General features: G+C 71.6%; 15 protein-coding genes. 12 read left to right on the top strand and 3 right to left on the bottom strand.

All coding sequences use genetic code 11. The annotated features are described in order from the left end of the window. The first annotated feature begins 40 nt into the window (after positions 1-40). Entirely contained in the window at positions 41-1,204 is a 1,164-nt protein-coding gene (locus WMF22_RS21275; protein WP_012236471.1) for an AAA family ATPase, read from the top strand. On the opposite strand, the gene WMF22_RS21270 is transcribed toward WMF22_RS21275, so the two are convergent. From WMF22_RS21270 to WMF22_RS21260, 3 genes are all read right to left on the bottom strand, one after another. Further along, positions 1,116-2,315, bottom strand: a complete 1,200-nt coding sequence (locus WMF22_RS21270; protein ID WP_438036836.1) for a pseudouridine synthase — start codon at positions 2,313-2,315, stop codon at positions 1,116-1,118. The genes WMF22_RS21275 and WMF22_RS21270 overlap by 89 nt on opposite strands. Positions 2,316-2,541: 226 nt before the next feature. Further along, positions 2,542-3,321 carry a hypothetical protein gene (locus WMF22_RS21265; protein ID WP_437300864.1) on the bottom strand — a complete coding sequence of 260 codons (780 nt, stop codon included), beginning with the start codon at positions 3,319-3,321 and terminating at the stop codon, positions 2,542-2,544. A 1-nt stretch (position 3,322) separates the two neighbouring features. Further along, a complete protein-coding gene (locus WMF22_RS21260; protein WP_437300863.1) occupies positions 3,323-4,189 on the bottom strand; it encodes a hypothetical protein in 867 nt (288 codons plus the stop codon). Positions 4,190-4,569: 380 nt separating this feature from the next. Here WMF22_RS21260 and WMF22_RS21255 point away from each other — a divergent pair, with 380 nt between their 5' ends. From WMF22_RS21255 to WMF22_RS21205, 11 genes are all read left to right on the top strand, one after another. Further along, positions 4,570-4,779, top strand: a complete 210-nt coding sequence (locus WMF22_RS21255) for a ribbon-helix-helix domain-containing protein (RefSeq protein WP_012236467.1) — start codon at positions 4,570-4,572, stop codon at positions 4,777-4,779. Between the two features lie 256 nt (positions 4,780-5,035). Then, complete coding sequence (gene lepA, locus WMF22_RS21250) at positions 5,036-6,838, top strand: translation elongation factor 4 (protein WP_438036835.1); 1,803 nt, start codon at positions 5,036-5,038, stop codon at positions 6,836-6,838. A gap of 90 nt (positions 6,839-6,928) precedes the next feature. Continuing rightward, a complete protein-coding gene (locus WMF22_RS21245; protein WP_438036834.1) occupies positions 6,929-7,576 on the top strand; it encodes a hypothetical protein in 648 nt (215 codons plus the stop codon). Between the two features lie 23 nt (positions 7,577-7,599). Beyond that, positions 7,600-9,033: a M16 family metallopeptidase gene (locus WMF22_RS21240; RefSeq protein WP_438036833.1), complete on the top strand. Its 1,434-nt coding sequence runs from the start codon at positions 7,600-7,602 to the stop codon at positions 9,031-9,033. Continuing rightward, complete coding sequence (locus tag WMF22_RS21235; protein WP_437300859.1) at positions 9,030-10,394, top strand: M16 family metallopeptidase; 1,365 nt, start codon at positions 9,030-9,032, stop codon at positions 10,392-10,394. The genes WMF22_RS21240 and WMF22_RS21235 overlap by 4 nt, the downstream gene beginning before the upstream one ends. 331 nt (positions 10,395-10,725) lie before the next feature. Continuing rightward, on the top strand, positions 10,726-11,739 hold the full coding sequence (locus tag WMF22_RS21230) for a collagen-like protein (RefSeq protein WP_438036832.1): 1,014 nt from the start codon (positions 10,726-10,728) through the stop codon (positions 11,737-11,739). A gap of 65 nt (positions 11,740-11,804) precedes the next feature. Continuing rightward, positions 11,805-12,332, top strand: coding sequence for a hypothetical protein (locus WMF22_RS21225; protein WP_438036831.1), 528 nt, complete (start codon positions 11,805-11,807; stop codon positions 12,330-12,332). A gap of 100 nt (positions 12,333-12,432) precedes the next feature. Continuing rightward, on the top strand, positions 12,433-13,842 hold the full coding sequence (locus WMF22_RS21220; RefSeq protein ID WP_438036830.1) for a tetratricopeptide repeat protein: 1,410 nt from the start codon (positions 12,433-12,435) through the stop codon (positions 13,840-13,842). A 198-nt stretch (positions 13,843-14,040) separates the two neighbouring features. After that, a complete protein-coding gene (locus tag WMF22_RS21215) occupies positions 14,041-15,576 on the top strand; it encodes a protein kinase domain-containing protein (RefSeq protein ID WP_437300855.1) in 1,536 nt (511 codons plus the stop codon). 63 nt (positions 15,577-15,639) lie between these two features. After that, positions 15,640-16,599 carry a hypothetical protein gene (locus WMF22_RS21210; RefSeq protein WP_437300854.1) on the top strand — a complete coding sequence of 320 codons (960 nt, stop codon included), beginning with the start codon at positions 15,640-15,642 and terminating at the stop codon, positions 16,597-16,599. Continuing rightward, positions 16,599-17,804, top strand: coding sequence for a lipoprotein receptor (locus WMF22_RS21205; protein WP_438036829.1), 1,206 nt, complete (start codon positions 16,599-16,601; stop codon positions 17,802-17,804). Before WMF22_RS21210 ends, WMF22_RS21205 begins: the two co-directional genes overlap by 1 nt. The last annotated feature ends 6 nt before the right edge of the window (positions 17,805-17,810 follow it).

Raw genomic sequence — 17,810 nt, 5'->3', positions numbered from 1 at the left:
GTGCGCCAGGCGGCGGGCCTGTGATACGAGGATTCGCCTCATGTCCGCTCCGCTCCACGAGCGCCTGCGCCTGCTTGCCCATAGCCTCGAGCGGCAGTTCCTAGGCAAGGACGAGATCATCCGCCTGCTCATGATCGCGGTCGTCGCGGGCGAGCACTGCGTGCTCCTCGGCCCGCCTGGGACCGCGAAGAGCGCGCTCATCCGCACGCTCGCCGAGCTGATGCAGGCCCGGTACTTCGAGTACCTGCTCACGCGCTTCACCGAGCCGAACGAGATCTTCGGCCCGGTCGACATCGGTGCTTTTCGCGAGGGCGTCTACCGCCGGAACACCTCGGGGATGCTCCCGGAGGCGGAGATCGTCTTCCTCGACGAGGTCTTCAAGTCGAACAGCGCCATCCTGAACGCGCTGCTCACGCTGCTGAACGAGCGCAAGTTCGCGAGCGGCGGCCAGGTGCTCCGCTGCCCGCTCATCAGCGTCTTCGCCGCCTCGAACGAGGTGCCCGGCGACGAGACGCTGACCGCGATCTTCGACCGCTTCCTCCTGCGGGTGCAGTCCGACAACCTCGACGCCTACCACTTCAGCGAGCTGCTCCAGCGCGGCATCCAGCAGGAGATCCGGCACATGGCCGGCGAGCCGCTTCGCCCGCTCGTCGCGGCGCGCGAGCTCGCCGAGCTCGGCCGAGGGTTCGGCGCGCGGATGAACTTCGGCGATGCGTTCCTGTCGGCCTACAAGGGGCTGGTGTTCCAGATCCGCGCCGAAGGGATATCGCTCTCGGATCGTCGTGTCGTGAAGATGCTCAAGCTCTTCGCGGCGAGCGCTTACCTCGATGGCCGCCAGACGACCGACGCGAGCGACTTCTTCGTGCTCAAGCACATCTGGAACAACCAGGATCAGGCGGCGATCCTCGAGGGCATCGTGCAGCCAGTGCTCGAGGCCTTCTTTCGCGAGCACCCGGATCGCCGCCGCGTCGGCGCGCTCGGCGTCGGCGTGGAAGCGCTCGCCGCGGAGATCGATCGGATCCGGCAGATCCTCACGGGCGGCGCCTCGCTCGGCGACGTCCAGCTGTTCAGTCAGCTGAAGGCGCTCGGCGAGATCAAACAGGCGCTCGCCGGCATCAACGACGCTCGCGCCCGCGAGCTCGAGGCGCGCGTGTCTCAGCTGCTCGAGGCTTCGTTTCGGAGCGGACGCTTCGCGCAGATCTAGCGGCGCCCGGTCCGGGCGTCGCCGGCGCGGCGACGTCCGTCCTGGAGCGAGCCGTCCTCCCGGCCTGGCTCCGGGCGGGCGCGCTCGGAGCGGCGTCGGTCCTGGAGCGAGCCGTCCTCCCGGCCTGGCTCCGGGCGGGCGTGCTCGGGGCGGCGTCGGTCCTGGCGCGAGCCATCCGCCCGGCCGGGCCCTGACCAGGTGCGCTCGGGGCGTCGGCGTTGGCTCTGGAGCGAACCCTCGGCTGCGCCGGTCCCCGGCTGCGCGCGGCGGCACCAGCGGCTTCCTGTGCAGGCCGAGGTGACGCCTTCGCGCCTGACCGGGCCGAGCTGGCCGTGCGGCGGTGGTCGACCGGACCCGACGACGCGCCCATCACCGCGCCGCGGATCCGCTTGGGCACGCCGAACGCCTCGCGGATGTGGAGGAGCTCATCCACCGTCAAGGCGCGCCACTCTCCCGGCCGGAGGCGTTCCGAGCTCACCCCGGCGAACGTCGTCCGGGCCAGGCGCATCACGGGCCAGCCGGTCGCCTCGCCCATGCGCCGGATCTGCTGGTTGCGGCCCTCGCGGAGGGTCACCTCGAGCCACGTCTTGTCGCCCTCGTGGCGGAGCAGCCGCGCCTCGGCCGGCAGCGTGACGCCATCCTCGAGGCGGATCCCCTCGCGCCACGGCGTGAGATCGTCCTCGCTCATGACGCCCTGGACCTTCAGGACGTAGGTCTTCGGCACGCCGCCGCGCGGATGGAGCAGCGCGTTGGCGAAGTCGCCGTCGTTCGTCATGAGGAGGATGCCGCTCGTCGCGAAGTCGAGCCGACCCACGGGGTAGAGCCGCGCGCCCGTGCCGCGCACGTGGTCGGCGACCGTCGGGCGCCCCTCGGGATCGCGCATCGTCGAGACGACGTTCCGCGGCTTGTGCAGCGCGACATAGACCGGCGCCTCGGAGACGAGGCGCTTGCCGTCGACCTCGATGCGGTCTTTTTGCCGGTCGGCCTTCAAGCCGAGCTCGGTCACGACGCGCCCGTTCACGCGCACCCGCCCGGCGAGGATGAGCTCCTCCGATGCGCGGCGCGAGGCGACGCCGGCGCGCGCGATGATCTTCTGCAGACGTTCTTCCATGGTGTGCTCGGGACCTACGCCGACGCGATGGTGTCGGCCGACGGCACTGATAAGCACGCCCCTCGCGCCGCGTCGACCGACCTGGGCGGTACGCCGCTGGGATCCGAGGCCGACGCCGGCGCGCCTGCCCTGGCGAACGCCCGCGGCGGCAGGAGCACCTGCGCGCGCTTGCGCCGTCAGGGCAGGGGGCGAGGTTGGCCGCACCTCGGCTCGAAGGAGGCGCGCTCTATTTCTTCTTGTCGCTGGAGGGCGCCGCGCTCCCGCTGTCGCCCACGGCCTCGTTTGCCTTGTCCGCGGCCGCCTGATCTTCCGCAGCCTTCTTCGCGGCTGCAGCGGTGGCCTCCTCTTCTTTCTTGCGCTCCTCGTCCTCGAGGCGGCGCTTCAGCTCGTTGTCGTGATCCCACCGATCGACCCGCTCGTCGGCGTCGATGTCCACGCCCATCCGCTCGAGCCGCCCCATGCGGTAGATCTCCCAGACGTCCGGCTTGCCGTCGCGGTTCGTGTCGCGCTTGATGCGCGCGAGCTTGCCGCCGCTGTAGTACTTCCACTCGTCGGGGTTGCCGTCGCGATCGGAGTCGACCTTCACCTCGGCCAGCCTTCCGCCGGCGAACGTGAGCCATGTGTCGATCCGGCCATCGTAGTTCGAGTCGGACTCCTCGTGAAGGCTCTCGCCCTTGTCGTTGTACTTGCGGACGACGTCCTTCACCCCGTCGAAGTTGGTGTCGATCTCGCGGCAGACGAGCGCCCTCTGGCGGTCTTCGCCGGTGCCCACGATCTGCCAGACGCGCCGCACGTTGGGCTGGATCGCGCCTGGCCCGGCGGTCTCGCTCGTCTCGCGATCTTCTTTGCCCTTCCAGTCGCACATCGAGCGATCGTCGATGCTGCCGTCGGCGTTGCGAGCCGCCTCGACCCTCGGCGCCTTCGCGCCTTCGAACCCTGGATCCGAGCCGCACGCCGCGCCGAGCAGGCTGAGCGTGGCCAGCGCGATGAGCGCTTGTCTCCTCATGTCACGGTCCCTTCTTGGCGGCCGGCTGGCCGGGCGCGGAGCCCGCGGGCGCGGTGGTCGCCGATGCAGCCGCGCCCGCGGGGGCAGCGGTGGGCGCGGCGGTCGCCGATGCAGCAGCCGCGCCCGCGGCGGGGGCAGCTGTGGGCGGGGCGCCCGGCGCTCCGGCGGCCGCAGGCTGCCCTGCGCCCGCCCCTCCCTCCGTGGGCGCGGCGCCGCCCGGCGGGGGCAGCGGCGCTTTCGGCGCGCCGTACGACTCGGCGCAGAGATCCACCACGCTTCCGGGATCGGCCTTGCCGTCGGCGTTCTGATCGCTCGCCACGACCGCGCACTTCGCGTCGTTCGGGTTGTTGAACTGCCACCACTGGTCGACGATCCCATCGCCGTCGGAGTCGCGCTCGCGGCGCGCGAGGCGCGGACCCTCGTAGTAGTCCCAGGTGTCGAGCTTGTCGTCGAAGTTGGTCTCGCGCTCCTTCAACACGACGGCGCCGCGCTCGTAGTGAGCGATCTCGTCGGCCCGCCCGTCGCGGTCGAAGTCCGATTCGCGCCGCCGTTCCACCCCCTTGGCGTCGTAGTAGATGAAGGCGTCGATCGCGCCGTCCAGGTTCAGGTCGACGACCCGACAGACCTCCCGGCCGTCTTGCTTCACGTGGATGATGTCGGGTATCCCGTCGCCGTTCACATCGACCTTCTCCGCAGAGGCGGAGTCCTTGTCGCAGGGCTCGTGGACGACCGCCGTGTCCCGTTCGTTGGTGGAGCCCTTCGCGCTCGAGGGGTCCGGCGTCGAGGACGCGCAGGAGGTGACCGAAATGGTGATCAGGGCCACAAGCGAGCACCTGGACGACCGCCAGGTGAGCGGGAATCGCGTCATCAAGAGATTCCTCCGGCCAGCCCGGAACCCTCGGGACAGAAGCTCGACGCGCCGGGCGAGCCGTCCCGACGCGGACCAGCTTCAAGCCGCAGTCTAGACCGCGGCCCGCGCGCACATCAAGAAGCCCCACTGAACGCGACGGACGCGACGGGCGCAACGGACACGACGGACGCGACGGACGCGACGGACGCGACGGACGCGACGGACGCAACGGACGCAACGGACGCAACGGACGCGACCCGCGGCCCAGCCCGGCCGATCCCCGCACCCCGGCGAGCGGGGTGGCGCCATTCCGATTGACATCATACGTACCGGCATCTAGGGTAACGTCTTGTCAGTCGTCCCCTTCGAGACTGGCGGGTTACCCTCCCGGGCGTGACATGTCGCGGAAGAAAGTCTCGACGACCATCTACATCACGCCCGAGCAGGCCGAGCGGCTGAAGATCCTGCACGAACGCACCAAGGTCCCGATCGCGGTCTACATCCGCGAAGGGATAGATATGGTCCTCAAGCACTACGAGCACGTGCTGCCAGGGCAGATGTCCCTGGAGAGCCCGCCGGTCGCCGCGCCGCCGATCCCGAAGAAATGACCGTCGCCGGGGGCCGCAAGGCTCCGGTGCCGGACGCCTGGGCGCCGGTCGCTCGGGGTGGATAGCTTCGCGGCGCGGGTCGCGCTAGGAGCAGCCGCGCCGCGGTCCACCATTTCCCGCGGCGCTCGTAGAGCCGCGCGCCGCGGCTCGCTCCCCCTGAGGGCCCGGACGTTCCAGTCCGCTCCCTCGCACCTCGGTCGAGGCCGCGCGCTGCGGCCGCTAACGCTGGTCAGGTCGCCGCGCCCTGAAGCTCGCTATGCCCGTTGATTCCAAGCTCATCCGCAACTTCTCGATCATCGCCCACATCGACCACGGCAAGTCCACGCTCGCCGACCGCATCCTCGACGTGACCGGAGCGCTCACCGCCCGCGAGCAGAAGGAGCAGTTCCTCGACAAGATGGACATCGAGCGTGAGCGGGGGATCACGATCAAGGCCCAGACCGTTCGCCTGGATTACACAGCGAAGGACGGCCAGACGTACCGGCTGCACCTCATCGATACGCCCGGGCACGTCGACTTCAACTACGAGGTCTCGCGCAGCCTCCAGGCGTGCGAGGGCGCGCTGCTCGTCGTCGATGCCACCCAGGGCGTCGAGGCGCAGACCCTCGCGAACGTCTTCCTCGCCCTGGACAACAACCTCTCGATCCTCCCGGTCCTCAACAAGATCGACCTCCCCTCGGCCGACGTCGACCGGACGACGCGCGAGATCGAGGACGTCATCGGCCTCGACTGCTCCGGCGCCATCCCCGCCAGCGCCAAGACGGGGATCGGCATCGCGGAGATCCTCGAGGCGGTGGTCGAGCGCATCCCGGCGCCGAAGGGCGACCCGAACGCGGCGCCCCGCGCCCTCATCTTCGACAGCTGGTACGACAGCTACCGCGGCGCGGTCGTCATGGTGCGCGTCGTCGACGGCATCATCCGGAAGGGCCAGAAGGTCCGCTTCATGGCGACCGGCCGCGACTACGAGGTCACGGAGATGGGCGTGTTCACGCCCCACGCGACCGCCATCACCGAGCTCGGGCCAGGGGAGGTCGGCTTCCTCGTCGGCAACATCAAGAGCGTCGTCGACACGAAGATCGGCGACACGGTGACCGACGCCGTCCACCCCGCGACGACGCCGCTCCCCGGCTTCAAGGAGGTCAAGCCGATGGTCTTCGCCGGGATCTTCCCGACGGACTCGGCCCAGTACGAGGACCTCCGCGACGCCCTGTCGAAGCTCCACATGAACGACGCCGCGTTCGTCTTCGAGCCCGACACCTCCGAGGCGCTCGGGTTCGGCTTCCGGTGCGGCTTCCTCGGCCTTCTCCACATGGAGATCATCCAGGAGCGGCTGGAGCGCGAGTACAACCTCGACCTCATCACGACCGCGCCGAGCGTCGTCTACCACTGCTACCTGAACGACGGCTCGATGAAGTCGATCGAGAACCCCGCGAAGCTCCCGCCGCCGAACCTCACCGATCGCATCGAGGAGCCGATCTTCCGGATGACCGTCCACGTGCCGTCGACGTACGTCGGCGCGGTCCTCGCCCTGTGCCAGGAGCGGCGCGGGGAGCAGAAGTCGATCCAGTACGCCTCGTCCGACCGCGTGATCATCACCTACGACATGCCCCTCAGCGAGGTGCTCTTCGACTTCCACGACAAGCTGAAGAGCGTGTCGCGCGGCTACGCGTCGATGGACTACGAGCTCGTCGGGTACCGCGCCGACGATCTCATCAAGCTGGACATGCTGGTGAGCGGCGACCCGCTCGACGCCCTCAGCGTCATCGTGCACCGGGACAAGGCGTACGCCAGGGGCCGGGACCTCGCGGTGAAGCTCAAGGACATCGTGCCGCGCCAGCAGTACGAGGTCGCGATCCAGGCGGCGATCGGGTCGAAGGTCATCGCGCGGACGACCGTGAAGGCGATGCGCAAGGACGTGACCGCCAAGTGCTATGGCGGCGACATCAGCCGCAAACGCAAGCTCCTCGAGAAGCAGAAGGAGGGCAAGAAGCGGATGAAGATGGTCGGGAGCGTCGAGATCCCGCAGGAGGCGTTCCTCGCCATCCTGAAGATCGACTGACGCGCGGGGGCGCCGGTCAGCGCGCGCCTCGCCGCGCCGCGCGGCCACGCGAGCGTGGCGGCGCGCGGCGCGCGCTCGTATAAGCCGCCCATGCAGCCCGCCCCCGTCCGGCCGCGCGAGCTCCGCGCGGCGTTCCCTGCCTTCGCCCTCGCCCTCGGCCTCGCCGTCCTCGCGTGCGACGATCAGCGCGCCACGGCGCCTCGAGCGTCCGCCTCAGCCTCCGCGCCGCCGGCCGCGGACAGCGCGGCGCCGGCCCCGAGCGCCGCGGCGGCCCCCGCGGCCACGGAGGCCGCGAAGCGGGACATGCCGCCGCGGCCGATCCCGATCGGGTCGAGCGGGCCGATCCAGCCGAGCGCGCCGGCAGAGCAGCAGATGATGGCGATCCAGTACACGCTCGCCATGGTGTCGCCGCGGTCGACCGACCCGCTCGTCGACAAGCCCTACCTCGAGGGCATCCTGCCGAAGCTTGCCGCGGCGGCGCGCACCGCCGACAAGGGCAAGACCCCGCCGAACCCCGTCAAGGCGACCAAGGGGAACAGGAAGATCGAGGTCGACATGGGCAAGGGGTGCACCGAGCGCACCCCGTCCAACCTGCTCGCGCAGCGGGCAGGCTCCTCCCTGAAGGAGGCGTACGACGCGGGGATCCTCGTCGTCTCCTGCCACGACGACCGATGGGAGTGCCACCAGTCGACGCGGGATCCGAGCGACGTCCTGTGCCACGCAGCGCCGCGGCGCTGAGCGTGGTATGGGCTGCGCCTGCCATGCAGGAGACGCTTGTCTACTCGGTCCCCGGCGCCAGCGCCCTCCCTCGAACGGGTCCGCTCGCCGAGATGCTCGTCGAGCTGAACCGCGAACGCCCGCCGCTCGCCCGGCTGCGCCACGACGCCACCGTCGCGTTCGGTCCGACGATGCGCGTCGAGCGCTTCGCCCTCGGGAACGGGCTCAAGGTGCTCGTGCTCGTCGACCCCTCGGCGCCCGTGGTCTGCCTGCAGACCTGGTTCGGCGTCGGCTCGCGCCATGAGCGCGTGGGCAAGACCGGCATCGCCCACCTCTTCGAGCACCTCATGTTCGGCGAGACGGAGAGCGTCGCTCACGGCGCGTTCGACCGGATGCTCGAGGAGGCCGGCGCCGAGACGAACGCGGCGACGTTCCTCGACTGGACCTACTACCACACGAACCTGCCGAAGGACGCGCTCGCGCTCACCCTCCGCCTCGAGGCGGAGCGCATGGCGCGGCTCGTCCTCCGCGATCCGCAGGTGTCGAGCGAGAAGGAGGTCGTCGCCAACGAGCGGAGGCAGCGGGTCGACGACGACGTCGACGGTGCGGTGAGCGAGCTGCTCTACAAGGAGGCGTTCACCAAGCACGCCTACGGGTGGCCGACCATCGGCTGGATGGAGGACATCAAGGGCTTCACGACCGAGGACTGCGTCGAGTTCTACCGGACGTACTACGCCCCCAACAACGCGGCGCTGGTCATCGTCGGCGACGTCGCGCTCGACGAGGCGCTGCGCGGGGTGCAGGACCACTACGGCGCGCAGGAGCCCTCGAAGATCCCGGTCGAGGAGGTGTGCCCCGAGCCGCCGCAGATCGCGGAGCGCCGCGCCGAGGTGGCGAAGCCGACCGCCACGCACAAGGTCGCGATCGGCTATCGCGCGCCGGCGCTCGGGGATTTCGACCACGCGCCCCTCGCCCTGCTGAACGAGATCCTCTTCTCCGGGCGGTCGTCGCGCGTCCATCGCGCGCTCGTTCAGGAGCAGGAGATCGCGAGCGAGGTCCGGGGCTGGGTGGGCTCGTTCCGCGATCCTTCGCTCTATGACATCTACCTCTCGGCTCGCGGCGAGCACACGGGCGAGGCGCTGCTCGCGGCCCTCGAGCCGCTCCTGGAGGCGGTGCGCCGCGCCCCCGTCACCGAGGCGGAGCTCGATCGGGCGAAGGCGCGCATCGAGCTCTCGGTCCTGCAAGGGCTCGAGACCGTCGCCGGCAAGGCAGAGCAGATCGGCTTCTACGAGACGGTGCTCGGCGATCCTGCTGCCCTGTTCGAGCGCCTCGCCGCCTACCGGCGGGCGTCCGTGGGGGATCTGCTGCGCGTGGCGCGGCGCTACCTGGTGAGCTCGGCGCGGACCGTGATCCACGTGATCCCGGACGGGACGAGCGACGAGGACGGGACGGACGCGGAGAGCGAGGAGGCATCGTGAGCCAGAGCGTGAAGAGCGGCCTCGCCTGGGGCGCCGAGGGGCAGGGCAGGGGAGCGACGGGCGGTCGCGTGGCGCCCCGCGACGGCGCGGTGCTCGTGGAGACGAGCCACGCGCTCCCCATCGTCAGCATCGTCGTCGCGTTCCGCTCCGGCTCGGCGCTCGATCCTGTCGGGCGCGAGGGGCTCGCGCGCATCACGGCGCGCATGCTCCGCCGCGGCGCGGAGGGCTACAGCGCGAACGAGATCGAGGAGACGATCGACGCGCTCGGCGGGGAGTTCGGCACCGACGTGGCGACGAGCGCGACGACGGTGCATTTCGAGGTGATCAAGCGCTCGCTCGATCGGCTCGTCGAGCTCGGGGCCACGCTCCTCGCGCGCCCGACGTTCTCGCCGCCGGAGCTCGCGCGGCTCCTGCGCGAGGCCGAGGCCGAGCTCATCGAGGCGCGCGACAGCGATCGCTCGCTCTGCAGCCGCGCCTTCCGGCGGACCCTGTTCGCCGGGCACCCCTACGGCCGCCGCATCGCGGGCACCATCCCGACGCTGCGGGAGATCACGCGCGACGACGTCGCCGCGTTCTATGCGCGGCACTACACCCGGCGCAACGCGATCGTCGCCATCTCGGGCGACATCGAGCCCGGCGAGGCGCACGCGGTCGCCGAGCGCCTCCTGTCCGGCCTGCCCGAGGGCGATGCGATCCCCGATCCGGTGACGGATCCCGGGGCGAGGCCGGGGCGTTGCGTCGTGTTCGTCGACAAACCCGAGCGGACCCAGACGCAGATGGTCATCGGCGGGCTCGGCACCGACGCCCACGACCCCGATCACATGGCGCTCCTTGTCGCGAACACCGCCTTCGGAGGCACCTTCTCGTCGCGGCTGATGCAGGAGGTACGGGCGAAGCGTGGCTGGTCCTACGGCGCCTCGTCGCGCGCGGGCTTCGATCGGCACCGCGACGCGTTCACCATGTGGACCGCGCCCGCGGCGCAGGACGCCGCCGCCTGCCTCTCCCTGCAGCTCGGGCTGCTCGAGGCGCTGCGGCGCGATGGGATCACCGAGGACGAGCTCACGTTCGTGAAGCGCTACCTCGTCCGCTCGCACGCGTTCGAGATCGACACCGCGAGGAAGCGCGTGCATCAGAAGCTCGACGAGCTCCTGTACGATCTGCCGGAGGGGTACCACGAGACCTACCTGAAGCGGATCGAGGACGTCACGCTCGAGGAGGCGAACGCCGCCGTGCGGCGCCGGATCTCCGAGGACGATCTCGTGATCGGCGTCGTCGGCACGCACGAGCAGATCGGCGAGGCGATCGCCGCGGCCGTCCCGAGGCTGGCCGAGGTGAAGGTCGAGCCGTACGATCTCGAGTAGCCGGCGCCGCGCCGAGGGCGATCACGTCGCCGCGCGCAGGCCGAGAGACCCGGGCGCGCGCCGTCTCGGGCGATCTCGCCCCGCGGCGGCGAGGCCTCGGCGCTGGTGACGCCGGCGGCCCGTCCGAGCGGCGTCGGACGACCGGGCGCGCGATCGGAACCGCCCGTCGGCCGCTGGCATCCAAGGCGCTGCTCCTTCGCGAGATCGTGGCAGGGCTCGCGGCCCGCTCCGGGATCACCGGCGCTCCGGCCGCGATCGCGGCGCGCGCCGCGCGATGCCTGCCACGGCGCGCCTTGCGCCGGCTCGCGAGGGCGAACGAGGGGAGCTCGCGATGAAGGTACGAACCATCCACGCGCCGGTCCTTGCGGCGGTGACCGCGCTGTCCGGGCCCGCTGCCGCGGCGGTCCCCGTCACGATCACCCACCAGGGACGCCTCTTCGATCCGGTGGGCCAGCCCATCGACGACACGCTCGACGTGGTGTTCGCGTTCTACGACGCGCCCGACGCGCCCGTGCCCGTCTGGAGCGAGCTCCACACCATCACGTTCGACCAGGGTTATTTCTCGGTCGACCTCGGCGAGCTCGCGCCCGTCGACAAGCCGGTCTTCGACGGCACGGCGCGCTACCTGGGGATCACCGTGGGGGACGACCCCGAGATGGTGCCCCGCGCCAGGATCGCGAGCGTTCCGTATGCGCTCCAGGCCAGCAACGTCGCGGGGGACATCACGCCGAACTCGATCTCCATCGGCGGTCGCCTCGTCATCGACAGCAGCGGCGTGTGGGTCGGCGATCCGATCGGCCTGCAGGGCGCGCCGGGGCCCGCGGGCCCTCCCGGCGCGGCCGGCGCGGCTGGCCCGGCTGGCCCGGCTGGCCCGGCTGGCCCAGCCGGCCCGGCTGGTCCGCCTGGCGCTGCCGGGCCGCCGGGGGCGGAGGGGCCGCAGGGGCCTCCTGGTTTCCTCTCGAGCACCTACGTTTCCGGCGCGGGTGCCGCCCCTCAGAAATCGCTGCAGTTCCTCGCTGCGCCCGCGACCGTGAGCGTGACCGCCTCGGGGCAGCGCGTCGTCGTCGTCTCCAACAAGGCGCTCGGCGCCGCGTCGACCCCGGCGGACCAGCTCCACCTCTGGATCTGCTCTCAGCAGCTCTCGCCTCTCGGGGAGCTCAGCCCAGAAGGGACGGGCGTCTATGCGGTCCAGGTCCCGGCGCACACCCGCATCACCATGGGGCTGAGCGCAGCGCTGTCGCCGCCCCCAGGCCAGTACAACGTCGGCCTCTGCGGGAAGTCCGATAGCCCCTTCTGGACCAACAACGACTATTCGTACACCTCCGCTGTCGTCTCGATGCAGTAAGGTCGGGCTGTGCGGCCGACCTCGCGCGCCGCGAGGCGCGCGGCGCCTGCCCTCCGATCGCTACCATGCAGAAGGAGCTGATGACCCCCGCGGCGATCCTGCTCGGCAGCCTCTTCATCGCAGCAGGGCTCTACCTCGGGCTGCAGCGTCCGCCGCCGCCGCCACCTGCGCCTCCGTCGGCCAGCGTGGAGGCCCCGACAGCACGCGCGGGCGCGCTGCCTGCGACCGCGGGCGCGCCCGCCCCTTCGCTGCCTGCGCATCACCCCGCGTCGGCAGGGGCCTCGCCTCTGACGAGCGAGCTCTACAAGCGTGTCGAGGGGGATGCCGCCAAGGAGCTCGAAGCGCGCCGGTCGCTCTTCGTGAAGCAGTGCTGGGAGCCTTCGCTCAGGAAGAACCCGGCTCCAGCGCGCGCCAGGTACATCTTCAACATGACCTTCGATGCGTCCGGGGACGAAATCGCCCGCGGCATCAGCGAAGTGCGAGGGATGGATCGCCCCGACGCGGCGCAATGCCTCCGGATGATGCCGCTCGGGCTCGTCGTGTCGCCGCCCGGATCGCGCGTCTCCGTCGAGGTCGAGATGACCCTGCCGTGAGCGCGCCGTGGCTGTGAGCGCGCCCTCACCGCGGCGGCCGCGCTGCAGCGATGCCTCTCCGTCGTTTGGTCCGCGATGGGCGGTGGGCTAAGGTCACGCCGTGGCTTGGCTTGCTGAGCTCGCCCTGCACCTCTGCCGCGCGCTGCACCTCGTGGTCCTGGCGATCGCGCCCACGTGGCTCTCGCCTGAGCCGCTCCCGGCCGGCGCGCTCGCCCTCTCGGGATCGCTCTCGGCGGCCGCGCTCGCCGCGGCGCTCGGCCTGTCGGCGTGGTTCGCCGCGCGGCTCGATACACGGCTCGCCAGGAACGGCGCGGCGCTGCTGTGGATCGCGATCGCCGCGGCGCTCGCGGCCACGCTCTACTACCGCGGGCCTCGCGCGCCGCTCGCGCAGGGGGTCGTGTTCGTCGCCGTTCCCCTGTGGGCGGCGCTCGCGACCCTCGCCGCCGCCGCCGCGGAGCGCTGGCTCGGATCGAGCTTCAAGCACCGGCGCATGGGGGCCGCGATCGTCGTGATCGGCCTCGGCGTCGTCCAGCTGAACGGGGCAGCGCCCCTGCTCGGGTCGCGCGAGAGGATGTGGTGGGCAGCGCTGCGCCGCGACGGCGCCCACCTGCGCGCGATCGACGAGCTCACGAGCCCGCTCCGCGAGCGGCGCAAGCTCGACGAGCTCGACGGCGTCGCGGCGCGCTGCCTGAGGATGCACCCCGCCGCCGCCGCGCCCGCCGCGCCCGCCGCGCCGGCCACGTGCGCCTGCCTCGCGCTGCGCGCCGAGGCGAGGCTGCACGCCCGCAACGCTGGCGCCGCCCTCCGCGACGCGGAGTCCGCGCGCGAGCGGTGCCCGGAGCAGAGCGGCACGCGCGCGGTCCTGGCCGAGGCGCTCGCCGTCGCCGGCCGCTCCGAGCGCGCCGAGGCCGAGGCGCGGGCCGCGCTGGAGGAGGGCGGCGACCCGTCGCGGCTCCGCTATGCGCTCGCGCTCGCGCTCGAGCGCGCGGGTCGCCTGGCCGAGGCCAGGGCCGAGGCGGATCGCGCGACCGACGCCGGCGCCGGCCGGAAGGCGCAGCTCCTCGCGGGAGCGCTCGCGATCCTGGCCGGAGATCTCGACGGGGCGAAGGCGCGCCTCACGCCGCTCGCCGAGCAGGATCCCTCGGACGCCGAGGTGCTCTACAACCTCGCGCTCATCGCCGACAAGCGCGGCGACTACAACGGCGCACGTCAAGGCTACCTCGCCGCCCTGAAGGCCGAGCCCAGGAGCGCCGATGCGCGCTACAACCTCGCGCTCCTGACGTTCCGTGCGGGCATCGCCGAGGAGTCGCGCCACCACGTCCGCAAGTTCCTCGACGCGTTCCCGGACGATCCGCGGGGCAGCCAGCTCGCGCGGACGACGGGCACGCCGCTCGACAAGACCCACGCGACCGACAAGACGGACAAGGCCGACGGCGCCGCGCTTCCGGGCCGGCCCGCCGCGCGGCGGCCTCTGCAGGAGCCCGCCGCCGCGAGCTCGGGTTCTCGTTAGCTTCCGCCGCGAAGCGTCGTAACCGACGCAACCGACGCAACCGACGCAACCGACGCAACCAACGCAACTAAATACAGGGCGCGGGGGATGGCGGGGCTTCTGCGCCATTTCACGCTGTCGGTCCCAGTTCACTTTTGCATGGCGCGAACGTGACCCTGGATGTCGACCTGTGTTATTCCAGAAGGTCTGGGAGGCTGCGTGACACCCGCCGCGGGGAACACCGTTGCCGATCGCTTTCGCCTGGTGCGCCCGCTCAGGCAAGGTGGGATGGGCTCGGTGTGGCTCGCCCAGCACCTCGGCCTCGACATCCCGTGCGCGATCAAGTTCATGAACGCGCAGGGCGTCTCCAAGGAGGTGCGGCACCGGTTCGAGCGTGAGGCGAAGGTCGCTGCGCAGATCCGCAGCCCGCACGTCGTGCAGATCCTCGACCACGGCGTCTGGCAGGGGACGCCGTACATCGCGATGGAGTACCTCGAGGGGGAGGACCTCGACACCCGCATCCAGCGCGTGGGGCGGCTCGACCCGCACGACACCATGGCGATCACGGCGCAGGTGGCGCGCGCCCTCACCAAGGCCCACGCGAGCGGCCTGGTCCATCGCGATCTCAAGCCGGCCAACATCTTCCTCGTCCGGGACGACGACAGGGAGATCGCCAAGGTGCTCGATTTCGGCATCGCGAAGGACAGCACGCCGCAGGTCACCTCCACCACGAAGACCGGCTCGCTGCTCGGGACGCCCGCGTACATGAGCCCGGAGCAGGCGCAGGGCACCAAGAGCATCGATCACCGCTCGGATCTCTGGTCGCTCGCCGTCGTCGTGTTCGAGTGCCTCACCGGCAAGCTCCCGTTCAACAGCGAGGCGTTCGGCGATCTGCTCCTCAAGATCATGGTCAAGCCGCTGCCGGTGCCGTCGCAATTCGCTCCCGTGCCTCCTGGCTTCGACGCCTGGTGGGCCCGCGCGGCGTCGCGCGAGCCGGAGGCGAGATTCCAGAGCGCGAAGGAGTTCTGCGACGCGCTCGCGATCGCGCTCGACATCGCGAGCGAGAGCTACGAGCCCAGGACGAGCATCGTCGGCCCGTTCCGCGTGTCCGGCGAGCGCATCTCGGTGGAGCTCGGGTTCGCGCCGCGATCGAGGGAGAGCGCGGCGCTCCCCGACGCGGGGCCCGACAGCGCGGCGCCTTCGTTCGGGGACGCGGTCACGCTGATCGCCTCGGCGGACGCCGAGGCTCCGCGGACCTCGACCGGGCCCGGCGCGACGGTGGCCTCGCCCGGAGCAGCGGAGGCCGCGTCCGCGATGGCCGGCCGCCAGATGCGGCCGCAGACCACCAGCGCGCTGGTCTCGGTGGTGTCTCCCCCAGGCCGGCGGCCTGCCGTCGGACGCGCGCTCGCCGCCGTGGCGGCGGGCGCGGTCCTTCTCGTGGCCGTCGCGTTCTTCGCCCTGCGCGGCGGGAGCCCTGACGCGACGGGGCAGCCGCTCGCGCAGCCCGCTCCCACGGCTTCGGTGTCCGATGCGCCGCGGGGGCCCGACGTCGTGGCGCCGGCCACCGCCTCCGCGCAGGCGCCGGAGCCGGCCCCCTCTGTGGCCTCGACGGCTGTGGCCTCGGCGACGGCGTCCGCGACGGCGCCGAGCGGCCCGCGCGCGCCATCGGCCCGGCCCGCTCAGGCGAAGCCGCGTTCCCCCGCGCCGCCGGGGAGCGCCCGCCGCAAGCCGAAGCCGACGGATTTCGGCATCTGACGTTCACCTGCAGCACTTCGCACGGACCTCCTTCGTATGGCTCGTCGACTAGGGATCGCTTCCTTGCTGCTCGCCCTGACCTTCACGCCCGCCGCGCTGGCTCAGGTCTCGGACGCCGATCGCGCGACCGCGCGCTCGCTCGCCGTGGAGGGGCAGGAGGCCCTCGAACGAAAGGACTTCGCGGCCGCGCTCGATCGGTTCAGCCGCGCCGACGCCATCATCCACGCGCCGACCCTGCTGCTCGGCGTGGCCCGAGCCCAGGTCGGCGTGGGCCAGTGGATCGCGGCCCAGGAGTCGTACAGCCGCATCGTCCGCGAGGGGGTGCCGGAGAAGGCGCCCGAGCAGTTCTTCGAGGCGATCGCGGCCGCTCAACGCGAGCTCGACGCGCTCGCGCCCCGGATCCCGCAGGTGCTCATCTCGGTGAGCGGGCCGGACACCGCCGCCGTCACGATCGACGACGCGCCGGTGCCGCGCGCCGCGCTCGGGGTCCGGAGGCCGGTCGATCCAGGCGACCACGTCGTCCGGGCGTCGGCCGCGGGGTTCGCTCCGATCGAGGTGAAGGTGACGCTCGCCGAGGGCGCCAGCGAGACCGTCGCGCTCCAGCTCAAGCCGGTGGCGCCGCCTGCGGTCAAGCCGCGTCCACCGGCGGCGCCGCTGCCAGATCAGGGCGCTCCTGCTCCCGGTTCCGGCGGCGGCAGCCGCACGGTGCTGGCGATCGCCGCGCTCGGGCTCGGCGGCGCCGGGCTCGCGGCCGGCGCCGTCGGCGGCGTGCTCGCGCTCGGCAAGCACGGCGATCTCTCGGAGCGCTGCCCGGCCGGCCGGTGCGACCCGTCGCTCAAGGGCGAGATCGACAGCTACCACGCGATGGGCACCCTCTCGACGATCGGGTTCGCGATCGGCGCGGCGGGCGTCGGCGCGGGGGCGTTCCTGCTGCTCACAGCGCCGAGCTCGCCGCAGCGCGCCGGGATATCGATCACGCCCGTGATCGGGCTCGGCTCCGCGGGAGCGAAGGGGAGTTTCTGATGCGCCAGGCGTTCGGAGTCGGCTCGATGGTCTGCGTTGCCCTCATGACCGCCGCGGCATGCACCAGCGTGCTCGGGGACTTCACGGTGAGCGAAGCCGGCGCGAGCTCTGCCGGTGGATCCGATGCGTGCGCGACCGGCACGGCGGACTGCGACGGCAACCCCGACGACTGCGAGGTGAACCTGCTCGACGACCCCCAGAACTGCGGCGCTTGCGGCGCGGTGTGCCTGGACGGCGGGGCGTGCGGCGCGACCGGCTGCAGCGGGGCCACGGAGATCGCGCGCGGGTTTCCCTCCATCGAGGCTCCGAACGCGAACCTCCTCACCGTCTACCAGGGCGAGGTCTACTGGACCGCCGGCGAAGGCATGGGCGGCAGCGTGCAAAAAGTGTCGGTCCTCGGCGGAGCTGTCACGACGCTCGCCGTCGGCCAGAACGCTCCGTACGGGATCGCCGTCAACCAGCACGGCGTCTTCTGGTCCAACCTCAACGACAAGGACGTCTTGATGGTGGACCGCAACGGAGCACGCGCGTCACAGGTGCTCTTCAACTCGAATTTCGCGACCCTCGGCGTCGCTGCGGACGAGACCGCGGTGTTCTGGGCGCAGCGCGCGGCCGGCATCGGAACGCCGGGCGACGGGAGCCTCATCGGCCAGATCCTGATGCCCGGCGAATGGGCGGACGACGAGTTCCTCGAGGTCAGCGATGCTTCGCCGCACCTCATCGCGCTCGACCAAGAGCACGTGTATTGGGTCGACAGGAGCCTGCGCGGCACGGTGAACCAGACGCATCGGCAGACCCGCGACACGAAGCGGCTGGCCGACGAGCAGCCGTTTCCGTACGCCATCGCCGTGGACGACGACCACGTCTACTGGACCACCAGCCCGCGCGGGGATCTCAGCAGCGACGTGTCTGCCGTCATGAGGGCGCCCAAGGGCGGCTCGGAGGACGCGGTGGCTGTCTGGACGGCCGACGAGGATGATGACGTGGCGCATGCGTCCCCCGACTGCATCGCCGTGGATGGGCTCGATGAGTTCGTCTACTGGACCGATCAGGGAGCGCCCCGCGTGATGCGGAAGCTCAAGGACGGCACCGGCAGGGCTCGTCCGCTGTACGAGGGCGGCACCCCGCGCGGGATCGCGCTCGCCGGCGGGTTCGTGTACTGGGCGGACGAGAGCAGCGGCACGATACGCAAGCTCCCCCGCTGAGGGGCG

The organism is Sorangium sp. So ce204 (genome assembly GCF_051526795.1).
Classification (GTDB): Bacteria; Myxococcota_A; Polyangia; order Polyangiales; family Polyangiaceae; genus Sorangium; species Sorangium cellulosum_B.
Note: the sequence above shows the minus strand (reverse complement) of the source record. Positions and strands in the feature narration are given on the sequence as shown.

Bases quoted from the DNA above. Each gene is read 5' to 3' on its own strand.
- WMF22_RS21245 (WP_438036834.1), top strand. From the start codon at position 6,929: ATGCAGCCCGCCCCCGTCCGGCCGCGCGAGCTCCGCGCGGCGTTCCCT.
- WMF22_RS21240 (WP_438036833.1), top strand. From the start codon at position 7,600: ATGCAGGAGACGCTTGTCTACTCGGTCCCCGGCGCCAGCGCCCTCCCT.
- WMF22_RS21205 (WP_438036829.1), top strand. From the start codon at position 16,599: ATGCGCCAGGCGTTCGGAGTCGGCTCGATGGTCTGCGTTGCCCTCATG.
- WMF22_RS21265 (WP_437300864.1), bottom strand. From the start codon at position 3,321: ATGAGGAGACAAGCGCTCATCGCGCTGGCCACGCTCAGCCTGCTCGGC.
- WMF22_RS21270 (WP_438036836.1), bottom strand. From the start codon at position 2,315: ATGGAAGAACGTCTGCAGAAGATCATCGCGCGCGCCGGCGTCGCCTCG.
- WMF22_RS21275 (WP_012236471.1), top strand. From the start codon at position 41: ATGTCCGCTCCGCTCCACGAGCGCCTGCGCCTGCTTGCCCATAGCCTC.
- WMF22_RS21225 (WP_438036831.1), top strand. From the start codon at position 11,805: ATGCAGAAGGAGCTGATGACCCCCGCGGCGATCCTGCTCGGCAGCCTC.
- lepA (WP_438036835.1), top strand. From the start codon at position 5,036: ATGCCCGTTGATTCCAAGCTCATCCGCAACTTCTCGATCATCGCCCAC.
- WMF22_RS21255 (WP_012236467.1), top strand. From the start codon at position 4,570: ATGTCGCGGAAGAAAGTCTCGACGACCATCTACATCACGCCCGAGCAG.
- WMF22_RS21230 (WP_438036832.1), top strand. From the start codon at position 10,726: ATGAAGGTACGAACCATCCACGCGCCGGTCCTTGCGGCGGTGACCGCG.
- WMF22_RS21260 (WP_437300863.1), bottom strand. From the start codon at position 4,189: ATGACGCGATTCCCGCTCACCTGGCGGTCGTCCAGGTGCTCGCTTGTG.